The organism is Paenibacillus lutimineralis (assembly GCF_003991425.1).
GTDB classification, from domain to species: Bacteria; Bacillota; Bacilli; order Paenibacillales; family Paenibacillaceae; genus Fontibacillus; species Fontibacillus lutimineralis.
Window position 1 is genome coordinate 366558 of the sequence record NZ_CP034346.1, and the last position, 22749, is coordinate 389306.

Annotated in this window: 16 protein-coding genes; 11 read left to right on the forward strand and 5 right to left on the reverse strand. The window is 48.0% G+C overall.

Translation table 11 applies throughout. The annotated features are described in order from the left end of the window. The first annotated feature begins 231 nt into the window (after positions 1–231). The 5 genes from EI981_RS01725 to EI981_RS01745 all read left to right on the forward strand — a co-directional run bounded on the left by EI981_RS01725 (position 232) and on the right by EI981_RS01745 (position 6071). Positions 232–1095 (forward strand): MBL fold metallo-hydrolase, encoded by an 864-nt coding sequence (locus EI981_RS01725; RefSeq protein WP_126994861.1) that lies wholly within the window; start codon positions 232–234, stop codon positions 1093–1095. A 126-nt stretch (positions 1096–1221) separates the two neighbouring features. Beyond that, complete coding sequence (locus EI981_RS01730; protein ID WP_126994863.1) at positions 1222–1899, forward strand: HAD family hydrolase; 678 nt, start codon at positions 1222–1224, stop codon at positions 1897–1899. A 128-nt stretch (positions 1900–2027) separates the two neighbouring features. Further along, the gene (locus EI981_RS01735; protein WP_126994865.1) at positions 2028–2747 is read left to right on the forward strand and encodes a 3-ketoacyl-ACP reductase; all 720 of its coding nucleotides are present in this window, start codon (positions 2028–2030) and stop codon (positions 2745–2747) included. 179 nt (positions 2748–2926) lie between these two features. Next, positions 2927–3457 (forward strand): GNAT family N-acetyltransferase, encoded by a 531-nt coding sequence (locus tag EI981_RS01740; protein ID WP_127004254.1) that lies wholly within the window; start codon positions 2927–2929, stop codon positions 3455–3457. Between the two features lie 109 nt (positions 3458–3566). Next, entirely contained in the window at positions 3567–6071 is a 2505-nt protein-coding gene (locus EI981_RS01745) for a GH39 family glycosyl hydrolase (protein WP_126994867.1), read from the forward strand. 92 nt (positions 6072–6163) lie between these two features. Here the strand turns inward: EI981_RS01745 and EI981_RS01750 are convergent, their stop codons facing one another. Beyond that, positions 6164–9163 carry an efflux RND transporter permease subunit gene (locus tag EI981_RS01750; RefSeq protein WP_126994869.1) on the reverse strand — a complete coding sequence of 1000 codons (3000 nt, stop codon included), beginning with the start codon at positions 9161–9163 and terminating at the stop codon, positions 6164–6166. A gap of 427 nt (positions 9164–9590) precedes the next feature. On the opposite strand from EI981_RS01750, the gene EI981_RS01755 reads away from it, so the two are divergent. The 6 genes from EI981_RS01755 (at position 9591) to EI981_RS01780 (ending at position 17142) form a co-directional block, all read left to right on the forward strand. After that, entirely contained in the window at positions 9591–10829 is a 1239-nt protein-coding gene (locus EI981_RS01755) for a PTS sugar transporter subunit IIC (protein ID WP_126994871.1), read from the forward strand. 232 nt (positions 10830–11061) lie between these two features. Beyond that, positions 11062–13323, forward strand: a complete 2262-nt coding sequence (locus EI981_RS01760; protein WP_126994873.1) for a beta-glucosidase family protein — start codon at positions 11062–11064, stop codon at positions 13321–13323. A gap of 206 nt (positions 13324–13529) precedes the next feature. Beyond that, on the forward strand, positions 13530–14168 hold the full coding sequence (locus EI981_RS01765; protein WP_126994875.1) for a YIP1 family protein: 639 nt from the start codon (positions 13530–13532) through the stop codon (positions 14166–14168). Positions 14169–14198: 30 nt separating this feature from the next. After that, positions 14199–15260, forward strand: coding sequence for an efflux RND transporter periplasmic adaptor subunit (locus EI981_RS01770; protein ID WP_126994877.1), 1062 nt, complete (start codon positions 14199–14201; stop codon positions 15258–15260). Next, complete coding sequence (locus EI981_RS01775) at positions 15257–15946, forward strand: ABC transporter ATP-binding protein (RefSeq protein WP_126994879.1); 690 nt, start codon at positions 15257–15259, stop codon at positions 15944–15946. Before EI981_RS01770 ends, EI981_RS01775 begins: the two co-directional genes overlap by 4 nt. Further along, positions 15943–17142, forward strand: coding sequence for an ABC transporter permease (locus EI981_RS01780; RefSeq protein ID WP_126994881.1), 1200 nt, complete (start codon positions 15943–15945; stop codon positions 17140–17142). Before EI981_RS01775 ends, EI981_RS01780 begins: the two co-directional genes overlap by 4 nt. Positions 17143–17187: 45 nt before the next feature. Here the strand turns inward: EI981_RS01780 and EI981_RS01785 are convergent, their stop codons facing one another. The 4 genes from EI981_RS01785 to EI981_RS01800 all read right to left on the reverse strand — a co-directional run bounded on the left by EI981_RS01785 (position 17188) and on the right by EI981_RS01800 (position 22655). Then, positions 17188–17895 carry a Crp/Fnr family transcriptional regulator gene (locus EI981_RS01785; protein WP_126994883.1) on the reverse strand — a complete coding sequence of 236 codons (708 nt, stop codon included), beginning with the start codon at positions 17893–17895 and terminating at the stop codon, positions 17188–17190. Between the two features lie 23 nt (positions 17896–17918). Next, positions 17919–19784 (reverse strand): heavy metal translocating P-type ATPase, encoded by a 1866-nt coding sequence (locus tag EI981_RS01790; RefSeq protein WP_126994885.1) that lies wholly within the window; start codon positions 19782–19784, stop codon positions 17919–17921. Positions 19785–19803: 19 nt separating this feature from the next. Further along, positions 19804–20019 carry a heavy-metal-associated domain-containing protein gene (locus EI981_RS01795; RefSeq protein ID WP_126994887.1) on the reverse strand — a complete coding sequence of 72 codons (216 nt, stop codon included), beginning with the start codon at positions 20017–20019 and terminating at the stop codon, positions 19804–19806. Between the two features lie 188 nt (positions 20020–20207). Further along, positions 20208–22655: a glycoside hydrolase family 38 N-terminal domain-containing protein gene (locus EI981_RS01800; RefSeq protein WP_126994889.1), complete on the reverse strand. Its 2448-nt coding sequence runs from the start codon at positions 22653–22655 to the stop codon at positions 20208–20210. Positions 22656–22749 lie beyond the last annotated feature (94 nt).

Sequence of the window (22749 nt, forward strand, 5' to 3'; positions counted from 1 at the left end):
CATGCTGCTTGGGGAACACGCTACTTACCCACGTCCACGACTCAATGCCATCCTTTATCTTTGCTCCTCCAAAGTATCTATTCCCAAACAACGCCGCCAGCCCCAGCCCAGACCTTCAATACCTGCAAAGTGCATGGTATATTTACTATGTCATCACGAATGATAGAGCCAATGTAATCATCGTATAGAAGGCCCTTAAAGTTCTTCTACAATTCACATAAGGACGTGATTATGATAGCTGCGAAGAAAGGATCTGCATTGATTCAAGAGGTTCATCAGACAGAGGTTCCGTACGGGACTCTGGCGATCTGGTTCCTCGGTCAGGAGAGTGTTATCGTCAAAGGGGATGACGTAACTATTTATATTGATCCGTATGTGTCAGATTTTCTGGATCGGAATGGGCCGGTGCGGTCATATCCTGCTCCGATTTGTCCTAAGGACATTACGCAAGCGGATCTGTGCCTGATTACTCATGAGCATGTCGATCATATGGATGAAGGAACTATTACGGTGTTTCACGCTCAGAATGGCAGTGCTCCACTCATAGCTCCGGCCTGCTGTCATCAGGATCTACGTCGTATGGGAGTAAGTGACTCGTCTATTCTGACGGCGGATGTAAGTGAACCGATAGAACTGTTCTCCAAGCTGAAGATTACGGTGATTCCTGCTGCGCACGAACAGCTTGAACAGGATGATAGGGGGCATTACCGTAGTGTTGGCTACGTGCTTGAGCTTAATGGGGTGACTTTATACCATGCGGGGGATACAGTGATTTATCCTGGACTAACGGAGCGGATTGCGGAAATTTCGCCCGATGTTGCGATGCTGCCGATTAATGGCGGGGATTATTATCGCAGGGAAGAGGGCATTGTCGGCAACATGAATTACCGGGAAGCTGCAGAGTTAGCGGTCCGGAGTAAATCCGAGACGGTCATACCGCTGCATTATGATGTTTTCGCCGGAAACAGCGAGAAGCCGGGTTACTTCCTCGATTATTTGTACGAGAGGTATCCCGAGCAGAAGTGTCACATCATGGCACGTGGGGAACGATTCGTGTATGTGTCTCCAAGAGCTTTTGTTCAGCAATCATCATAGGACATATCTAGCATATGAAGGATGTTGTCCGCTGAGATATATAGTCTAACGGCGCTGCTAGGTTTCCATCAGAAGATTCAAAAGATAGCAGCGCCGTGTACATATATAGTTTAGGGGGAGTGCCGAATGGCCACGATCCAAGTCATCAGCCTAGACATGTTCCAAACCCTAGTCAATTTAGACAACAGATTCCTATCCATGTGGAGTCGGATTCTTAAGGATCAGTATAATGCGAGCGAAGCGAGGGTCCTTCAAGCCAAGCTGATTGAGCAATACTATGTCGTTGCTAAGCGGATGCGTGAGAATCAGCAGTTTGTTCTAACCAGAGAAATTTACCGAGAGTGTTTCGATAAATTACTCCCCAGTCTGGGCATAGCTTTTGATTGTGCTGAAGCTGTAGATATTCTGGTGCAGGAGCATCGGCAAGCGGATTTATATGAAGAAACGCTGGATTTCTTAGATTTCATTCATAAGAATTATCAGGTCTGCATTGTCAGTGATACCGACGAAGATATGCTGCCGCGTTTTTTTGAGGCTTACCGGATACCTCTGTTCTCCTCGGAGAAATACAGATCCTATAAGAATGATCACGACAACTCCATGTTCCAAGAGATAATCAAATACTACGATATAGAACCCGCGAGAATTTTACATATTGGAGATACCTTGTCCGATGTCGTCGGAGCCCAAAGAGCCGGCATCCAAGCCTGCTGGATCAATAGGCAGAATGAACCGTGGAAGCTTGAAGCACCACCTGACTACACGATTCGGAATTTGAATGAGATTAGAGATCTACTTCTGTAATGAATTTGCCGCTATCCATTGTCTCACTTCGTTCTTTTTTTTGTATATATGGAGTTTTGGTTATCATCATATAATATAGAATAAATAGGTAAACTATTTATTAGATGCAGATATGGAGGAAATTAGAGATGCAACTTACCAATAAAACGGCCATCATTACTGGAGCAGGAAAAGGGATCGGAAAATCAATCGCAATCGCTTTGGCGAAGGAAGGCGTACATCTCGGCCTAATTGCACGCACAGCCACTGATCTAGAATCATTGCAAAGTTCTTTGCAGACGGAGCATTCCGTTAAAGTATTTATCGCGACAGCGGATATTTCCAATCAACAAGAAGCTGAAGCTGCCGTACTGAAACTTCAGGAGCAGCTTGGTTCCGTAGATATTCTAATCAACAATGCGGGAATCGCTCAGTTTGGCACATTTATGGACATGGAACCAAGTACATGGGAACGAATTATTCAAGTGAACTTGATGGGGACTTACTATGTGACCCGTGCTGCACTTCCGTTCATGTTGGAACAAAATAGTGGAGATATCATCAACGTGGCTTCCACCGCTGGTGAGCGTGGTTTTGCCACGGGTTCCGCTTATTGTGCGTCTAAGTTCGGCCTTCTCGGCTTAACGGAGTCTCTATTGCAGGAAGTTCGCAAATCGAACATTCGGGTAGTTGCGCTAACACCTAGTACGGTTGCTACGGATTTAGCAGTTAATGCTGGATTGAAAATTGGGGACGAAGATCGGATGATGCAACCAGAGGATGTTGCCGAGCTGGCACTGGCTACCTTGAAATTGCCTTCCCGTGTGTTTATCAAAACGGCAGGTATTTGGACGACTAACCCGCAGTAGGAAGCATAGGCATCTAAATAGCAGAACCCCGCTCCTATGGAGTGGGGTCAGGCTGTCGACATTCAACCATGTCGACAGCTTTTTAATTTGCTATCATGAACAATAGTAGGATCATGCGTAAATGGTACACTCAACATATATGAGTGGTTGCTGAGAGGAGTTTAAAATTGAACGACTTCATGATGAGAGAATTAACGCTCGAGGATTTACATCCGGATTTGTTGCAGTGCTTCAATCGCTATCAAGAAGTCAGGCGTTGTTGGCGAATGGAGAACGGCAAGTGGATACTCAAGGATATATCTTTTACAGAACAATGGGATGATAGTTTGAAACAAGAGATTGTTGCTGTTGATTTTACAAACTGTCTTGAATCCGGTGGCTTTGTTTGGGGTGTATTCAACAATGATCATGAAGTAATTGCATTTGCAAGTCTGCTGTCAGATTTTTTCGGGAGTGAAAATCAATATCTGCAGCTTATGCAAATACATGTTTCTTATGAATATAGGAATAAAGGAATTGGGAGAGAGCTTTTTGCCTTGTGTTCAGAGAAAGCCAGACAACTAGGAGCCAAGAAGCTGTATATTTCAACGCATTCTTCGGAAGAATCCCAGCATTTTTATAAGAGTGTGGGTTGTGTAGACGCTGAGGAAATGAATAAGAAGCTAGCAGAATATGAACCTTATGACCGCCAAATGGAATTTATACTGTAGCCTTAGCTCCCACGAATAAAATCACCTTGAACCTCAACAATAAGAAGGGTAGATCGCATTTCGCAGCAAACCAACGGAACCATATTTTTCAGAAAAGGGGTCCTTGCCAATGAGCTATTTCTACGAATTTATCGACTATCAAGAGGATCTGCCGATCAGGCTGTTCGTGAACAGCGTGGCGTATGTTCCTTTTCATTGGCATAAGGAAGTGGAGATTATCTATGTCCTACAGGGTTGGATTACGATCCATGTGGATCAGCGCAGCTATGAACTGAAACAGGACGATATTATCGTCGTGAATAGTATGTCCGTTCATCAGATTGAGCGTACGAATCAGGACAACGTTCTACTTACATTGCAATTTAACCCGGAACTGCTAGATGAGCAGCGAGTGGTGGCCTGTAATTCGCTGTATCAGACATCGAAGAATCAGGAGATGTATGATCGCATCCGCCACTATCTAGCCCAGATGGCCTGGGAAGCAAGCAAGAAGACGCAAGGCAGCCGGAATTATTCATTGGGTCTACTATATATGTTGGCCGGACATCTGATGCGCTATTTCTCGATGGTGATGACCGAGGAGAAGCAGAAGAATGTCAAGGATTACGATTATCAACGACTGAACCGCGTCCTTCAGTTTATCGACCGTAATTACAGCCAGAAGATTACGCTGCAATCGATAGCTGATCAGGAGCATCTGAGCCTGCATTATTTCTCTCATTTCTTCAGCGATAAGATCGGGATTCCGTTCCAGAAATATCTGACCTCCGTCCGATTAGAGAAGGCAGTCGATGCCTTGATGAACACCAATCACAGCATAACGCAGATTGCCCTTGATTGCGGCTTTGCTAACGTTAAGCTGTTCAATAAATATTTTAAAGAGAGATACAACTCGACTCCCGGGGCTTTCCGCGAGTCTCTGACCACAGCAAAGTCTGTTGATCCTGCCCGCAAACCGTTGACCTACGAGGAATCGCCAAGTGCCGATTATTATGAAGTCGATACGATCCAAGCGATGGAATCGCTCTACCGGTATTTGGAGCCGTCCCAGGAATCGAACGCTGTATCCTCCTCTGTATCCAGCGTTACATCCGATCATGTGGAGATTCACATGAACGAACAGGACGAGGGTACTCCGTTCAAGAAGCATTGGAATTGGCTGACCACGGCGGGCAGGGCGGTCGAGGGATTGCGTGCCGATTGGCAGGCGCAGTTTCTGGAGCTTCAGGCCAGGCTTGGGTTCTCGCATATTCGCTTCCACGGTATTTTTAATGATGAGATGATGGTGTATACGGAGACGGAAGATGGTGAGCCCATCTATAACTGGGCCTATGTAGACAAGCTGTACGATTTCCTGCTTCAGGCAGGGGTTCGTCCCTATGTGGCGCTAAGCTTCATGCCTTCGGTTCTGGCCCGTTCGAAGGAGACGATTTTCTTATGGAGAGGTCATATCGCTCCGCCGAAGGATCAGAAGAAATGGAATGCACTTGTCCATGAATTCGTGCGCCACTGCCTGAACCGTTATGGGCTGGAGGAAGTATCTACGTGGTACTTCGAAGTATGGAATGAGCCAGACCTCTCCGGGGTATGCTGGGCGGGATCGAAGCAAGAGTACTTCGAGTTCTATGTCGAGACGGCGCTTACGATCAAGTCCATCTCCCCACAGCTTCGCGTAGGCGGGCCTGCACTGGGCTACGGCTCTCTCTGGAACGACAACTGGGCTGAGGAATTCATCGATCACTGCAGTAATAGACAAGCTCCAATCGACTTCTTCTCATTCCATGTCTATTCGGAATATCCTAGCTTGAAGGAAGAAGCATACAAGCTCACGACGCTTATGCCGCCGACCTTCTACTTGGATAGTGTGAAGCGCCTGAGATCGAAGTTGAAAGCGACGGCTATGCCGGAGCTGGAGCTTCATATGACGGAGTGGAACTTCTCCCTCTATGACCGCAATTTGATTCACGATACGATGTTTATGGGGGCGTTTGTCACTCACCATGCGCTGCAGACTTTAAGTACATTAGGAGCGCTTGCTTTCTGGTCGTTTACGGACGTATTTGAGGAGAGCCGGGTGCTTGCTTCGATGTTTTACGGCGGATTCGGTCTGATCAATCGCAACGGGCTGAAGAAGCCGAGTTATTACGCTTTTGAGCTGTTGGCTAAGCTGGGGGATCGGATTTTATCCCAAGGAGATGGTTATATCGTCACAAGCGGCCGGAATGGAAGCCTGCAAATTCTGATGTATAACTACGCCCATGTAGATCAGCTCTTCGCCAGTGGTGATTGGTCGGGGTTGACGGAGACAAGCCGGTACACTATTTTTGAGGAAAAAGGCAACCGTTCCTACCATCTCAAGCTGGACGGATTGGAGCGCCGCTACAAAGTGACGAGCTACAGACTGGATCGCAAGCATGGATCGGTCTTTGATGAGTGGATTCGCTTAGGAGCGCCAACCTATCCAACAGAGGAAGAACTGCAATTTTTACAGCATAGAAGTGTTCCGGAGATGCAAATTGGATGGCTGGACGCGGCTGTGGCAGAGCATCTGGAGCAGACTTATATCGTGCCTCCGCATGGCATTTTGCTGCTGAGCTTACAGCCACAGTATTAAATCTTTGATACGTATGAAAAATATCAAAAAAGGAGCGATTGCCCCGTAATGTGGGGGATCGCTCCTTTTCGTTATGCAATCTTACTGGCTGTTTATGCCGCCTTCTTCAGTGCCTGTCTACGCTGCTTGGCAGAGCGGCGGAAGAAGAACAGCTCGTAGATCACTGGTACGATGACCAGTGTAAGTGCTGTAGCGGCGGTCAAGCCGCCAACGACTACGATTGCTAAGCTCTGCGAGACGATGCTGCCTTGCTCGGAGTGTCCGAACAGGAGTGGCAGCATGGCGCAAATCGTTGCGATGGCCGTCATCAGGATCGGCCGCATCCGCGTACTGGCCGCTTCAAGCAGCGCTTCTCGAATCGTCATATGCTCCTCGTTCTGCTTGACGCGGTCGATCAGTACGATCGCGTTCGTGACGACAATACCGATCAGCATCAGCGCTCCGAATATAGCGGTGAAGTCTGGCGTTACACCGGAGATCAGTAGACCAATGACGGCGCCGATCGCCGCAAGCGGTAGGGAGAACATGATCGCCAGCGGAGCACGCAGTGTCTTGAAGGTAATGACCATGATCAGGTAGACAAGGCCAATAGAGATGATTGCAGTCATGCCCAAGTCCTTAAAATCTCCAGCTTGGTCGACAGAAGCACCACCCTCATAGAGACTTACGCCTGCCGGAAGCGTAATGGTATTGGTCTCCTTCTTAATAGAAGCCCCAATCTCGGATACCTTTTTCGGGTCCACCTCTGTTGTGATCCGTACATAGGGTTTGCCTTCTTTACGATATAGGGTAGCAGGATCGTTGCGGACCTCAAGCTTCGCCAACTGGGACAACGGCTGTGGTCCTGTAGCGGTCATCAGCGTGATGTTCTCCAGATCCTGCTGGGATTTTGGCTCGCTGAGCGGAGTTAGCACGACACTCGCTGGTGAGCCGTTCAGCTCCATCTGTCCGAGCGGAATTGGATTCAGGACGGCGGCCAGCTGCATCATGATTTCCTGAGCGTTGGCCTTGGCCGGATCTACTCGGAACGAGAAGACAGGCTTCGTGTCCTCCATGTTGCTAGATATTTTGCGGACGCCCTCAATATCTTTTACTTTATCCTGTACCTGGCTCGCTACCGTCGTAAGCTCTGACAGATCGTCTCCCGTGATATCGATATACTCGCTGGTCGAGCCTCCGCCCATGAAGCTCGTCGGGCTCGCCGACAGCACCGCTCCGGGATATTGGTCTTGAAGTCCCCGAACCTGGTTCACAAAAGCGTTGGTATCGGCATCCTTCTTCATGACGATCGTGAAGTTAACTAGGGTCGTTGAGCTTACGCTGCCCCATTGGGCCGAGTCAGCACTGTTGCCGGACTGCATGATGACTGTCTTCGCTTCCGGTAGCTTCATCATCGCTTGTTCGAGCTTCTTGCCCTCGGTCAGCACCTCAGGCACGGGTGTGTCATTTGGATATTTCAATTTGACCGAGATATGACTAGCGTCGGAAGCGTCGAGTGCTCCCTTCGGCATGTTGATATAGACAGCAATAGAGCCAACCAGAATGATCAGGCCGAGCAAGAGGGATACCCACTTGCGGCTCAGGTTCCAGTCCAGGAAACGACGGAACCATTTGGACGGTTCATGCTCCTTCATGGCCGTATTCCGCAGCAGCCGCGAGCTGAGAAGCGGAACAACGGTCAGGGCTACGATAAGCGAAGTCAGTAGTGAGTAAGTTACCGTTAGGGCAAAAGGCAGCAGGAACGCCTGCAGGCTGCCGCGCAGCAAACCCATCGGCAGGAACACCGCTACGGTTGCTATTGTTGAAGCGGTAATCGCACCAGCGACCTCTTTCGTTGCACTGATTATCATTTCAATCGAGAAAGGTTCCTTTTGCAGTCTGCGATAGATGTTCTCGATAACTACGATACTGTCATCCACCAGACGACCAACGGCTACAGCTACCCCGCCCAGCGTGATGATGTTCAGGGTAACACCCGAGAGGTTCAGCAGATATAGCGTAACAGCCAACGATAGCGGGATCGATACGACGGTTACCAGAGTAGCGCGGAAATTGCGTAGGAAGATCAGAATGATGATCGTGGCAAACAGCGCGCCGAGCAGCACCTCCCGCATCATGCTATTGACGGAATCGACGACCATTTCAGAGGTGCTGATCACGACCTCGGCTTCGGCTCCTTTGATGTTCTTGTTGATGTCTTCTAAGGTATCTTGCACCTTCTTGCCGACGTCTACCGCATTAGCGTTGGCTTCCTTCATCACGATGGCGAACAGCACATCCTTGCCGTTGGAACGGCTGACGCTCTCCTGATCGGCTTTGACCTCAACAGATGCAATATCCTGCAGCTTCACTCCATCAGAGATTGGGAGAGCCTTCAGCGTATCTACATTGTCAATCGAAGAGATGACGCCGATGCTGCCCGTCTGTCCGCCAATCGTCTGCTCACCGATGGATGCCGCGACGCTGCGGCCTTGAAGCAGCCCTGTCATCTGGACGACGGATACGCCATGGGTGGCCATCTTCTGCGGATCAAGCTTAATTTGCACCTGTGGTAAGGTTTTACCGTATAGCGCCACGTTCGCGACGCCGTCAATCTTCTGCAGCTTAGGGATAATGACCGTCTCAGCGGTCTCCAGCGTCTCCTCGGTAATCCCATTCTCGAAAGCCAGTGTCAATTGGGACACCGGAATCATGGAAGTGTTGAGCTGAAGCACATAGGGCCGCATCACTCCCTGCGGGAACTGCAGGGTATTTACCGCCTTCTGCACCTCCTGTGCGGCATCCTTCATATTCGTCTTGGAGTCAAAATGGATGTTCACCTGCGCATATCCATCTCCCGAAGAAGACATCATCTCTGTCTTTCCCTTGACCATTGCTACAGCCGATTCAATCGGCTTGGTGACGTTCTCCTCCATGGCTTGCGCATTCTGTCCTGGTCCAAGCGTTGTTACTGTTACTTGTGGATTATCGGCCTCCGGCATGAATTCCATCGGCAGAGAGGTATAGCTCATCGCTCCTACGACAAGCGCCAAGACGATCAGCAGCCCCGCTGCCGCCTTATTGCCGAATACCCATTTGGTTATCCCACTCATTGATTCTTTCTCCTTCCACTCCCTTTAATTTGGCTCTTACGGTTGTCGATTTGTTATATAAGGTTGCAATCAACCCTTTTTGAACATGATCTTATGTATGTCGACGAATATTAGTGTAGTGGTTTTCCAGGCATGACAACACGGCCATGCGAATGGTTTTAGCCCTACATCCACGGCAGGAGATACTCTCCTACCAGAGACTAGGACTAGCTAACCCGTGATGGCAACAGAATTCTTATTTTGTCGAAGAGGTGTTTTTTGCTGCATAGCTGGACTTGGTTTGTATCAGACTAGAAAGCGGACTGCGAACACAACAAAAAACACACCTGCACAGGACAAGGAACAACAAGAAAGCGCTATCAGCGCTTGTTTATAATGAGCATGTAAGTAATCAATACCAAGCTATAACGATATAGGGGGAATCATAATGCAACGTCTAATGAAGTGGATGGAAGAGAATTTCGCGCCACGATTAGAAGCATTTACGAAGAATGTCTGGGTCGATTCCATTCAGGAAGCGATAATGGTGGCCTTGCCGATGATCTTCATTGGTTCATTGATAACATTAGTGTCCATTCTGAATGACTTCATCCCAGGCATGCCTGATTTGTCGCCAATTACGACGTTCAGCTTCGGGTTGCTTGGAATCTTTATTGCTTTTCTGACACCATATACCGTCATGCAGAAGAAGGGTCACGATAAGATCAAGCTCATTGCAGGCGCAACCGGCTTATCCTTGTTCATGATGCTGCTAAAGCCGACCTTCAGTGACGACGGAACGGTACAATTCGTCCTTGAACGCTTCGGACCTTCGGGGATGGTTACTGCTCTTTTGGTGGGGGCATTTGTGGCTGTTATATTTAACGTCTTTAACCGATTCTCTTTCTTCAAGAAAAATACGACACTCCCTGAATTTATTAAGGACTGGTTTGATTTCCTCGTTCCGATTGCTCTGGTTCTCGTGATCGGCTGGATTCTGATCTACCAATTGCATTTTGATATGTTCGCGCTGATTGTAGACATTTTCAACCCACTGCAAAAGATTAGCCAAACCCTGATTGGCTTTGTCCTGTTCAACTTTATCGGAGTTCTGCTCTATTCCTTCGGTGTCAGCCCGTGGGTCATGACTCCAATCTTCTATTCGATCTGGATTCCAGCGATTGAACAGAACGCCTCGCTCGTGGCTCAAGGCTTGGAGCCGGTCAATATTAACACATTCGAGACATTCTTCTCCGGCTGGGTCGGCGTTGGCGGTCTCGGGGCGACTCTGCCACTGATTGTTTGGTTCCTGTTCGCGAAGTCGAAGAAGCTAAAGTCAATCGGGAAAGCAACGATCGTACCTTCGCTGTTCAATATCAATGAGCCGGTCATTTACGGAGCTCCGGTCGCTTTTAATCCGATCCTGATGATCCCGATGTGGATCAACGGTATTATTACGCCGGTTATCGTCTACATCGTGCTTAATCTTGGACTTGTAGACATTCCAAGTAAAGTGTTCCAGCTCTGGTATACACCGATCGGGATCTCCACGTACATCTTGACCGGGTTCAAGGGCGTCGTGCTCCTGGCGATCGTATTGCTTCAGATGTTCATCGTCTGGTTCCCGTTCTTCAAAGTGTACGACAAGCAAGAGCTTAAGAAGGAGCAGCTAGCTGCCGCTGAATAAACCAAAATATGTGATCATAAACCGATTTTCAGCACCGAAGCTTATGCTTCCGATGTGCGTTTCTTCGAAACGCTTCAGTTGGATGAAGCTAGGGACTGAGGAGCGGGGCTATACGTTTTCGTAGAAAACGACTTCGGAAGCATTTGCTTAGGCCCGGCTGAATTCAAGATTCGATGTCGAATATACTTCTTGACTCACTTCGTGATCAAAATCGGAATAAGGAGAGATAAGGATGAGACCAACACAAGAACTACTCGCGGCTATGACTTTGGAAGAGAAGGCGGCCATCTGCGCCGGACTAAATATGTGGATGACGAAGGGCTTCGAACAGCACGGGATTCCCGCTCTTCAAATGTATGATGGCACGAACGGAATCCGTAAGACGAACAGCAACGAAGAGATGGGCATTACTGGCGAGAATATTCCTGCCACCTGTTATCCAACGGGTTCTGCAATCGGTTCGTCCTGGAACACGGACCTTCTACAAGAACTTGGTGTAGCCCTGGGGGTAGAAGGACGTGAGATGGAGGTTGACCTGCTCTTAGGGCCAGGGATCAACATGAAGCGTACTCCGCTCGGTGGCCGGAACTTTGAATATTATTCGGAGGACCCGTTCCTAACGGGCGAGCTTGGAGCCGCGCTTATCAATGGATTGCAGAGTCAAGGCGTCGGCGCTTCGTTGAAGCACTTTGCCGGGAACAATCAGGAATTCGAGAAGATCGTTACAAGCTCCGAGATCGATGAGCGGACATTACGCGAGATTTATCTGGCTGCCTTCGAGCGTATCGTGAAAAAAGCTAACCCATGGACCATCATGTGCTCCTACAATCTGCTGAATGGTTCCTATACGAGTGAGAACGAGCATTTGTTGAACGATATTTTGCGTGAGGAATGGGGCTATGAAGGGGTTGTCATTTCTGACTGGACTGCTGTTAATGACCGGATTCGCGGTTTGGCTGCAGGCCTGGATCTGGAGATGCCGGGTCCGGCTTACTACAATACGAAGGCGATTGTGAAGGCCGTTCAAGAGGGCAAATTGGATGAAGCGGTCGTTGATAAATCCGCTGGTCGTATTATTGAACTTGTCCGTAAGGTCAAGGAAGCGAATGTTGAATCGGCACCTGCGAATGTAGATTATCATGAATTGGCGCGCCGGGCTGCTGCAGAGAGTATCGTATTGCTGAAGAATGATAATAGCATTCTGCCGTTGGACTCCGAGAAAATGTCCAAAATGGCTGTTATTGGAACGTTTGCGAAGCAGCCAAGAATTCAGGGAGCGGGTAGTGCGAGAGTAACGCCGACACGCGTTGATATTCCGTGGGATGAACTGAAGAACATTGTAGGAGATAAGGTTGATCTGGTCTATGCTGATGGATATCCGCAGGATGACCGCATCAATGAGCAGATGATCCAAGAGAGCGCGGCGCTTGCGGCATCTGCAGACGTTGCTGTCCTGTTCGTCGGTCAGCCGGAGTACGTTGAATCGGAAATGCATGATCTGGAGACCATCGAGCTGCCTCTTCATCAGCAGAAGCTAATCAAGGCAGTGACAGAGGTTCAGCCTCATTGCATCGTCGTCACTAGCAGCGGATCAGCACTGGCAATGAATTCTTGGATTCAGTATGTACCTGGTGTGCTCCATTCCTGGCTGACAGGCCAAGGCAGCGGTAAGGCGATTGCCGATATTCTGTTCGGACATGTCAATCCGTCCGGTAAACTGTCGGAGACCTTCCCAGTTAAGCTGTCCGACAACCCGGCGCATATGCGGATTCGCGGTGAGAACGGCAAGCTCTACTATCGCGAAGGACTTTCGATTGGTTATCGTTACTACGACCGTAAGGAGTTGGCGCCACAATTCCCATTCGGACATGGCTTGTCGTATACGACTTTCGCCTATTCTGATCTGAAGGCCGTTCAGCAAGGCGAGCATGTGAATGTCGCCTTCTTCGTAGAGAATACCGGGACGATGTTCGGTAAAGAGGTTGTACAGCTCTATATCCACGATGAAGAGTGCAGCTGGAACCGTCCGCAGAAGGAGCTCAAGGCATTTACGAAGATTGCGCTCGCACCAGGTGAGAAGCAGCAGGTTCATTTCGTGCTAGAGGAACGCGACTTCGCTTACTACAACACGAAATACAACAAATGGGTGGCAGAGACGGGTTACTTCCAAATTGTGATCGGTAGTTCTTCCCGAGACATTCGCTTGCGTGAGCGTATCCATTGCGACTTCGGTCTGGAGCCAATCTCTTTCCACAAGTTCAGCCTGCTCAACGACTGGATCAACACACCGAAGGCGAAGACTATCTTTGAGGCTTATCTTGCGGAGATGAACAAGCATGTCAGCGAGCAAGTGATCCTGGACGATGTGTTCATCGGCTTCTGGGGCGACTTCCCAGCCATTAAGATCTTCCAGATGTTTGGCCAAACCTGGTTGATCGACCGTTCGCCGGACGATGTGATTGCCGAGATGATCGCGGAATTTGAACGGCAATAAACGATAAGCTTTCCGTAATAAGCTACTACCTCCAGAGAATATCCCGTATCTTTTGCGGTACGGGGCGGCTCTGGAGGTTTTTTTTGTGATAAAAATATCCAATACATGAATCCTTAGGAGTGGTATCATCGTACATATAGATAGGATGTAACAATACATACATATACAACGGTTGACCGACAATTTTAAAAATGGGAGGGTTTTAGTTGGGAAATTTGTTTACGATTTTTGTTTCGCCGGAAATTACTTTCCAAAGACTTAAAAGCAGTAAGTTGGCTTGGCTAACATGCATGATTGTGCTAATAGTGCTGTCGTGTCTAGTAGTCTACCTGCAAATGCCGATCATAGAACAAACGGTGCTTGATAGTCTGAAGAGTAATCCTCAGATTTCTTCGGATGCTTATGATTCTGTACTTGCTGGAAGCAGGATAACTAGCTATGTAATGGCCGTTTTATCTATCGTTATGCTATTGTTCGTTGGTGGCCTTCTGTTCATGCTGCTGAATTTGATTGTTCGCGGGGAAGCGAAATATATGCAATTGGTTACTGTTGCGGCCTTTTCTGCTTTGCCTGGTATGATTAACGGGATTTTAACGGGTATTTTGCTTAAGATTGCGAACGCTCAGACTTTAACGGACGTGTCGATCAGCCTAGGGGCGTTTATTCAAGATAAAGGCAGCCTATTGTACAAGATGCTGTCTGTCATTAATCCATTTAGTATTTGGACTCTGATCTTATATATCATTGGTGCATCTGTTATGATGAACCGCCCTAAGAAGCAAGTGGCGGTGTGGATCGTAATTACTTGGCTTATCTTTTCTTTTGGTTCCTTGTTGTTAGTTTGATAATAGATAGAGGATGGGAGTGGGGTTGTCTTGTTGAAGAAGAAGTGGGTATGGGGTGTTGTATTAGGGCTTGTTCTTGTGGTACTTGTACTTGCCAATTTGAGAGGGCTGAATCGTACAGAAAGTGTAAAGGTGGCTGAGGTAACGGAAGGCCATATCGTTGAGCAGATCTATACGAATGGCAGACTGGAGCCGATCAAGTCGGTTGAGATTTTCTCGCCGGTAGGTGGCGTTGTTCAAGCGCTTAAGGTAAAAGAAGGGGACACTGTTACCGAAGGCCAGCCGCTGTTGACGCTTAAGATTGACGCCGTGAAGGAACAACTGGAGAAGGAAAAGATTAGTCTGCAGCTTACAGAAGCGGAGAGACTCGCTGCTAAAAAGCAGCACTTTGATAAATTCAAGCAGCAGGTGGCAGAGGATTCTGATCAGACGGTCGAGGAGTTGGACTTAACCTCCTATGATCTAAGAATCCGCAGCAGCCAATTGACGATCTCTTCCTTAGAGAAGCAGATGAACAACAGCACGGTATATGCCTCGGCGGGCGGTATAGTGACACTGGTATCGGTCAAAGAGGGGCAGCTTATGCCTGAGGGCAGTCAACTCGTAACCTTAGCCGATCTGTCTTCCTTTAAAGTTAAGGCTAATCTGACGGAGCTAGATTCAGGCAAGGTTGCCATGGGAATGAAGGCAGTTGTGACCGGTGAATCGATCTCGGGTACATATCATGGAGATGTTACTTATCTATCCCCGACTGCCGTGTTGAATGACAAGACCTCCAAGGACGCTTCCGTTGAAATGGAGGTTACACTTACGGATAAGGCCGCGGAGCTGCGTCCCGGCTATAATGTGGCTATTGAGATGGAAATACCGGACAAGACTCGTGTTCTCGTCCCAATCGAAGCTGTGAAATATGAAGGCGAGGAAGTCTACGTATTTAAGATTGAGGGAGATAAAGCCGTCAAATCGATCGTAAAGATCGGTAAAGAGGGAGACGAGCAGGTCGAAATCACTACAGGGGTCTCCAAGGGAGACCGAGTGGTCGTGGGAGGCGCGGATCAGCTTCGGGATGGCGATAAGGTGAAGGTCGAATGATTACTTTGACGGACATCTCCAAGGTTTATAAAAATGGTTCCCTCGAGGTTCAGGCACTCAGCCCGGTCAATTTACAGGTGGAGCGTGGAGAATTCGTAGCGATTATGGGTTCTTCGGGTTCGGGGAAGTCTACGTTGATGAATATTATCGGTTGTCTCGATGTCCCGACATCAGGCAGCTACAATCTGGACGGGCAGGAGGTTCATACGCTGAATGAGGACCAGCTGTCCAGAGTACGGAATCAGAAGATCGGCTTTGTATTTCAGAGCTTTAATCTACTCGGGCGGCAGACGGTGCTGCAAAATGTCATGCTCCCCATGATGTATGCAGGTATTCCCCGGGAGACCAGAAATGAGAGAGCGATGGAGTTGTTGGCTAGGGTTGGCCTTGCGGAGCGCGTGAAGCATCGTCCAACCGAGCTCTCTGGCGGGCAGAAGCAGCGCGTCGCTATTGCCCGTGCGTTAACGATGAAGGCACCGATTCTATTAGCTGATGAACCGACCGGTAATCTGGATACAAAATCATCCTATGAGATTATGGATTTATTTAAACAAATTCATGCGGAAGGAACGACGATCGTACTTGTTACCCATGAGCCCGATATTGCTGAACATGCTGATCGTGTGCTTCTCTTCGGCGATGGCAAGCTGCTTAAGGATACGCGCAAAGGAAGTGTGAGTTCATGAGTATTTGGGAGAGTATCCTTATTGCCCTGGACAATCTTCGAATCAATAAGCTGCGTTCTTTTCTGACGATGATCGGGATTGTGTTCGGTGTCGCCGCTGTCGTTACTGTAGTGTCGATCGGACAGGCTGGCCAGAAATCGATTATTTCCACTGTATCAAGCTATAAGGACGGATATTTTGTCGTCTATAACAATTATTCTAGTGGCTCAACCGGGGCGGATGTTGAGATTCGCCTCAGGGATCTAAATGAGGTCGCCAAGCTGCCAGGGGTTAGATATGTCTCCTCTTCGGCTACTTATTCGGCAACGACGAAGCTGAAGAATGAAGAGCTCAGATTCTCCATCACCGCGACGAAGTCGGACATGACGAAGATGATGAATCTCGATATCGTTGCCGGCAGATTTTTCAACTCTCAGGAAGAGAGGGGCCGTCAGAAAGTCATTATTGTTGATAGTAAATACGCGACGAAAGCATTCGGTTCTGAACCTGGTGCGGTTGGAAGAAAGCTTGTCTCTTCGACCGGAACTTATCGAATAATTGGCGTATACAAGCCGCAGGAGAACATTCTGAGCGGGATGGAGGGAGAACGTTATACGGGCTATGCTCCCATTACCACCATGCCGAGGGGGGAAGACGGGGATAATATACGTCTAGGTATGATTGAGGTTCTCGCCTCATCACCGGATAACATGGATCAGACCGTGAATGATGTTAAGACCTGGTTCGCCAAGAAGAACAATACCGATGTCGGGCAATATTTATCTCAGACAGGGAAAGAAGCTGAGCAGATGGTGTCCAGTACCTTTAGTATTTTGCAGACGATCATTGGTTCTATAGCGGGTATCTCCTTGCTGGTTGGCGGTATCGGGGTCATGAACATTATGTTGGTATCGGTGACGGAACGTACGAGGGAGATCGGAATTCGCAAAGCTATCGGCGCTACACCGGGGACGATTATGGTGCAATTTATGATTGAAGCGGTTATCCTGTCCTTTATCGGCGGGGCGCTCGGAGCACTGTTAGGGCTGCTTATCGCCTTCATATTTGCCATGGTCACCGGCTGGCCATTCGTAGTGAGTGTTTGGGCGATGGCACTGGCCTTTGGCTTCTCCGCTGCAGTAGGTATCTTCTTCGGTCTATACCCGGCCAATAAAGCCTCTAAGCTGCATCCGATTGAGTCACTGCGGTATGAATAACAGCTCTCTAGTATGTCTAGTAGTGCTTAGCTGATAACTCATAAATCAAGAAGGGGCATCGTTAATCGCGGTGTCCCTTTTGCTTGATAACCCGGCGATGTCGAGAATTTTAATTTTTTTATGACCGATTAATTCAATAATCCCCTCATCTTGAAATGCAGCTAATTTTCTACTCAAAGTTTCCTGGCTCATGCCTAGTTGAGAAGCGAAGTCGCCTTTTTTCATGCCCAGAACAATATTTCCCTTCACATCGGCTGAGGTTAATAAAGCTCCGGCTACTCGTTGTTCTACGGAAGTAAGACTGATCTCCTCGATCAGGTTCTCCGCCTTTTCCAGACGTTTGCTCAGTACATCCATTACTTTAAAAGCGATTGTAGGGTATTTGCCCATCAGCTCCATTAATTTTGATCCTTCAATAATGCACATGGTCGAGGTTTCTAATGCCTCCGCATTGTCTGTTAACGGCACAGAGCTGAACAGAGAGAACTCACCCATGAATTCTCCCGGGCCGATCACGCGAATGACCTGTTCCTTGCCATTTGGATTGAACCTGGATACCTTCACTTTGCCGGTATGCAGAACATGTAGTTTTCCGCTCATATCACCGGCCATATATATCATTTCACCCTTTTTAAAGGTTCGCGCTGACGTAATATAGGCAATTTCCAGCATCTCCTCATGGTTCAGGCCGCCGAATATAGGCACACTTACAATACAATTCGCGTGATTCTGCGCGTGGGAGCAGTTATTCATGTAAGACCCCTCCAGTGATATCATTATATCGCCATAGTTTTCTTTATTTTCGATTTTCCGAATCTCAATAGTCGAGTGGCATTGATGATGACTAACAATACAGACGCTTCATGCACAAGCATGCCGAAGGAAAGATTAACGGTTTTGATGAATATACCTGCTAGCAACAAGGCTGCTACCATAATCGCAAAAGTAATATTCTGTTTCATATTGCGCACAGTCGCACGACTTAACCCCATAGCATAAGAGAGCTTCTCGATTTCCTGAGACATGAGCACGACATCAGCCGTCTCCATGGCAACATCCGCTCCGGCGCCGCCAATCGCAATGCCTAGGTCTGCTTGGGCCAGCGCAGGCGCATCATTAACCCCGTCGCCAATCATAGCGACCTTTCCATATTTCTCTTGAAGTTGATTTAGGACAGTCACCTTATCTTCAGGAAGGAGCTCACTATAATATTCATCTAGCCCAACTTCCTTAGCGATTGCCTTAGCGGCTTTCTGATTATCACCCGTCAGCATAATTACTTTTTTGACGCCTAAGGATTTAAGGTTAGACACTAAGTTTCTAGCATCCTCCCTAACCATATCTGCTATCGCTATTATACCAATAACCCTTTTATTGCAGCCTACGATAACTACGGTTTGTCCCTTTTCCTCTTCGGATTCAAGATCATCCTCCAGGATAGCCAGACTAATTCTGTGGTCCTCAAACAGCCTTCTGTTGCCTATATAGTACTCTTCATCGTTTCGTGTGAATTTAATGCCTTGTCCTGTGATGATTTCAACTTTTTCCGGTATTTCCGTGACAAGGCCGAACTTCTCTGTGGCTTTGGAGAGGATGGCCCTTCCTAACGGGTGCTCTGAATAAGCTTCGCCAATTGCGGCAATTCGCAATAGCTCATCTTCACTGGTTCCATAGGCTTTCATGTGAGTAACACTCGGTTTGCCGACCGTTAAGGTTCCGGTTTTATCAAAGGCTACAGCCTTAACTGTACCCAGCTTCTCCATGATTTCTCCGCCCTTTACTAATACCCCATGCTTAGCGCCATTCCCGATTCCAGCGACGATGGAGACAGGGGTCGATATAACAAGCGCGCCTGGGCACGCGATGACTAACAAGGTCAGGGACAGATGGATATCCCTTGTAAGGAGAAACGTGATAATGGTTAACAAAATAATGGCTGGTGTATAGTAACGGGAGAACTTCTCCAGAAATTTTTGCGTTTTTGCTTTTTTATCCTGCGCTTCCTCAACCATCTGCAAAATTCTTACGAAAGTGGTGTCATCTCCAACCCTCTCAGCTCTAATCATCAAATAGCCCGATTCAATGACAGTCCCTGAGAATACGTTCTCGTCTATGCTGCGGTTGACCGGGATCGATTCGCCGGTAATCGCAGCCTGATTGATATATGCTGAGCCCTCGGTGATCGTACCGTCGATGGATATTTTCTCGCCTGGCTTAACTAGGACGATATCTCCTGGGATGACTTCTTCAGGCATAAGCTCAACTTCATTCCCGTTTCTGATGACTCTGGTCTTATCTGGTGCGAGATCAAGCAGTGACTTAATAGAAGAACGGGTCTTGTCGATGGTTCTAGACTCCAAATAGTCTCCTAGCATGAATAAGAAGGTTACTGCCGCAGCTTCCCAATACTCCCCGATCATGACTGCCCCGATAACGGCTATAGTCACAAGCGCATCAATTCCTACTACTCGGTATCTTAGGGCCCCTGCAGCCTTTTTAAAAATAGGGGTGCCTGCTACTACAGTTGTTGCTAACATAAGAATGACCGTAATCGCTTGGTATCCTAGCAGTTCCTTCAGTAGAAATGAAGCAGTTGCAAGTGAACCCGACAGTAATGCGATCTGACCCTTAGTGATTTTCATGGCAAGCACTCCGTTTCTTTTATTTTTCTCCGAGAACCTTGTAGCCTAATTTATCGATTCTGCCCTTGATGTCTTCTGAAGAGACCAGAGATTCATCAAAGTTGACCTTAACTTTTGAAGAGTTGAACATAACTTCAGATGTATGAATACCGCTGATTTTCTTGAGCATTCCTTCGATTTTTACGATGCAGCTAGGGCATGTTACTGTTTCTAATTGATAAGTTTTTGTTGTCATTTCAACAACCTCCTCATTTTAATTGATTCCCTTTCATGGCTTTAGTGTAAGTGATATTTCGGAGGGTTACTTTGACGCAGGTCAAAAACTGTGAAGTATGTTCTGGAGAAAATAGCAAAGAGCATCGATCGCTTGATCGATGCTCTGTAAAAAACGATTAACTAACTCTACCTGCGAATTCGGCAGGTTTAGTGAACCCTCCAGGCCAGAATACCGGCGTTCATGCTGCGGCACGCATCCATGGCGGCTTCAGGAGTCTGGTATTGCTCTCCCCAAGCTACAAGATAGCGGAATTCGTAAAATCCGCCTAAGGTCGCTGCGAAGTTGGTCTCCCAATAATTATTCATCGGCCAAGCATATAAGTGGGCGGGGTCTTGCTGCAGCTTGGCATCGCCATTGAGCAGGCGAAACTGATGATTCAACGAACCGAGTTGAATGAGGGGCGTATCCGGCATAGCAATCGCGACACCGTTATGAGCTGATATATAAGCAGCACCTTCGCCTACGCAATAGTAATCCGCCAAACTGCCTGTTAATTGGTCTTTGCGCGGGCGTGTCAGGGCATCCATTTTATCGATCCATAATTCCTCAGACTCACTTATGATTGGACTTCCAAAGGGCAGGGAGATATATAAGTTCTCCGGATCCCAGACGCTGTCTTTATGGATACGAACTGCAACATCAACTCGGGGATGCTGGGCATAAGCCGTAACTAACAGCGAATAATGAGAGCAGCCTGCTACCTCGAAGGTCAATTCCACGGTACCATACACATCGCCTTCTGCTATAACTTCAGCTTTCGTGAGTATTCCCGTTAAAGTAACCGCATCAGGGCCTTTGCGATTACGGCCCATTTTGCGTCGCACTTCGTACTGATCCTCCACCTTGGCTGCCCGGGTCACATCATATACGGGTGTAAAGGCGTGGTGATGGCGATCCTGGCGCAGCATTTCCTTGTCCATGCGTTTATCGATCCAAGAGGTAATACCTTCTCCCTTGGCCCATTTGATGTGGACGAATGGGGTCTCAATATAGGTTGATGTCACCTTGAATGCCCGCGCGTCGCTCGTCACATCCAGATCCATCATTCGATCAGATCCGACATAGTCGTTGCGGTATGCGGTTATGAATTTGCTGGATTTAACAGCCTGAATATGAACGGTTTTCTCTTCGCCTGGTTGAAGTGTAACTGGAATACTTATAATTACACCACGCGATGCGAGTCTAAGTTGAGAGGAGTACAATTGGCCACTGTCTACATCACGCACCTCAAATCCATCTTTAATCAGGTTGTAGTGCCACCCCTCCATAATAAGATGGGCGAAATCCTCCTGAACAAAGTCGAAGGGATTAGATAATTTGAATTTAATCGGCCGATTGGGAGATAAAAGTGCATCCCCCTTATGCTCTAGAATGTCATAAAGTGCGCGATGTGCTGCAGTGCTCGCGTTGGCCGCAAAAGCTTCTTTACGAACGCCTAATTCCTGAACAAATGGATTCCACGGTTCGGTGACTGAAGAATGATATCCCCAGGTATGCTCTGCAAACAGCGTGAGATGATACTCTATATCCTTGATGGTATCAGGGGATACGATCTTACAGTGTGGATCTAATCTCTTCACTTTGTGATACGCACGTACAGCTTCGCGGTAGATCTGCACATGCTTTGGCGTCGAGCCTACACCATCCGTCCACCAATCCGGCCAGTCGCCGCGATGGACAGGGATATCCTCGGGATGGCTTGCAGCATGTTCCCGGACTTCCGTGAAGAACTCTTCTAAGGTCGATGAGACGATCATGATCTGTTCCCCATGCTTGGCATTCCACTGCTGAATGAACTCCATGATTTGAGGATTAGGTGAGCCATTGTCCGTCGGCAAGCCGGAGAACATGACCGGAGCGAAGCGGAACGCATACCCATCCTGCTCTAAGCGATGAATATAACGCTGTATTCGTGTCTCCGCGATCTCGAAGGTCACGCCTTGGCTAGTATCTAGTTCATCTTTGGTAGTATAGGAGCCGCCGATTCCCGGTATAAATCCGAGATCATTGCCGAACATATAGTGTTCGCCATTCCAGGTTAAGAGTCGTTCACCACTAGGCATTTCCCACCAGAAGGGCTGCTGCTTTTTCCACAGTGGATACATAGAATGATGCGTATGAATACAAGTGATCAGGTTCTGAATGCCTGCATCGAGCAGGACTTGGCCATATCCCCAGCTAAATCCGGTAATATCAGCTGTCATGGCGGATGTTACCGGAGCTTCAATAGACTTCCCATAGCTGCGAATGCGTCCGATCATCGATTCTAGCAGTTCTTTATCCATCAATTCGCTCATATTGAGGTAGGTTCCGGAGAGACCGATCTCACCGCGGCGAACGGCAGCTGCAAATTCCGCCTTTTCCTGCTCGCTCGCTCTCTCCATAAAGGATTCCACTGGCCAAAATGTCTCACATACCCACTTAAAGCCTGCCCATTCCGGATGGCGACCTGAGTGGATTTCACGCAAAATCTGCAGGGCCTGACGTATGAAATTTACATGGTATTGCTGGATTTTCTCTTGGCGTTCCGTATAACCGATATCTGTATGAGAATGATGTATGGCGTAAATTTTCCACGGTTTTTGACTTGGCATGTAGATCTCTCCTTTATTCGATGTCGAGTTGCTTCCTGAATTACTTCGTGATCAAAAGGGCCGGTTTTCAGCACCAAGAAGGTTGGATGAAGCT

Coding starts and splice junctions, on each gene's coding strand:
- EI981_RS01725 (WP_126994861.1), top strand. CDS start 232: ATGATAGCTGCGAAGAAAGGATCTGCATTGATTCAAGAGGTTCATCAG.
- EI981_RS01730 (WP_126994863.1), top strand. CDS start 1,222: ATGGCCACGATCCAAGTCATCAGCCTAGACATGTTCCAAACCCTAGTC.
- EI981_RS01735 (WP_126994865.1), top strand. CDS start 2,028: ATGCAACTTACCAATAAAACGGCCATCATTACTGGAGCAGGAAAAGGG.
- EI981_RS01740 (WP_127004254.1), top strand. CDS start 2,927: ATGATGAGAGAATTAACGCTCGAGGATTTACATCCGGATTTGTTGCAG.
- EI981_RS01745 (WP_126994867.1), top strand. CDS start 3,567: ATGAGCTATTTCTACGAATTTATCGACTATCAAGAGGATCTGCCGATC.
- EI981_RS01750 (WP_126994869.1), bottom strand. CDS start 9,163: ATGAGTGGGATAACCAAATGGGTATTCGGCAATAAGGCGGCAGCGGGG.
- EI981_RS01755 (WP_126994871.1), top strand. CDS start 9,591: ATGCAACGTCTAATGAAGTGGATGGAAGAGAATTTCGCGCCACGATTA.
- EI981_RS01760 (WP_126994873.1), top strand. CDS start 11,062: ATGAGACCAACACAAGAACTACTCGCGGCTATGACTTTGGAAGAGAAG.
- EI981_RS01775 (WP_126994879.1), top strand. CDS start 15,257: ATGATTACTTTGACGGACATCTCCAAGGTTTATAAAAATGGTTCCCTC.
- EI981_RS01780 (WP_126994881.1), top strand. CDS start 15,943: ATGAGTATTTGGGAGAGTATCCTTATTGCCCTGGACAATCTTCGAATC.
- EI981_RS01785 (WP_126994883.1), bottom strand. CDS start 17,895: ATGAATAACTGCTCCCACGCGCAGAATCACGCGAATTGTATTGTAAGT.
- EI981_RS01790 (WP_126994885.1), bottom strand. CDS start 19,784: ATGAAAATCACTAAGGGTCAGATCGCATTACTGTCGGGTTCACTTGCA.
- EI981_RS01795 (WP_126994887.1), bottom strand. CDS start 20,019: ATGACAACAAAAACTTATCAATTAGAAACAGTAACATGCCCTAGCTGC.
- EI981_RS01800 (WP_126994889.1), bottom strand. CDS start 22,655: ATGCCAAGTCAAAAACCGTGGAAAATTTACGCCATACATCATTCTCAT.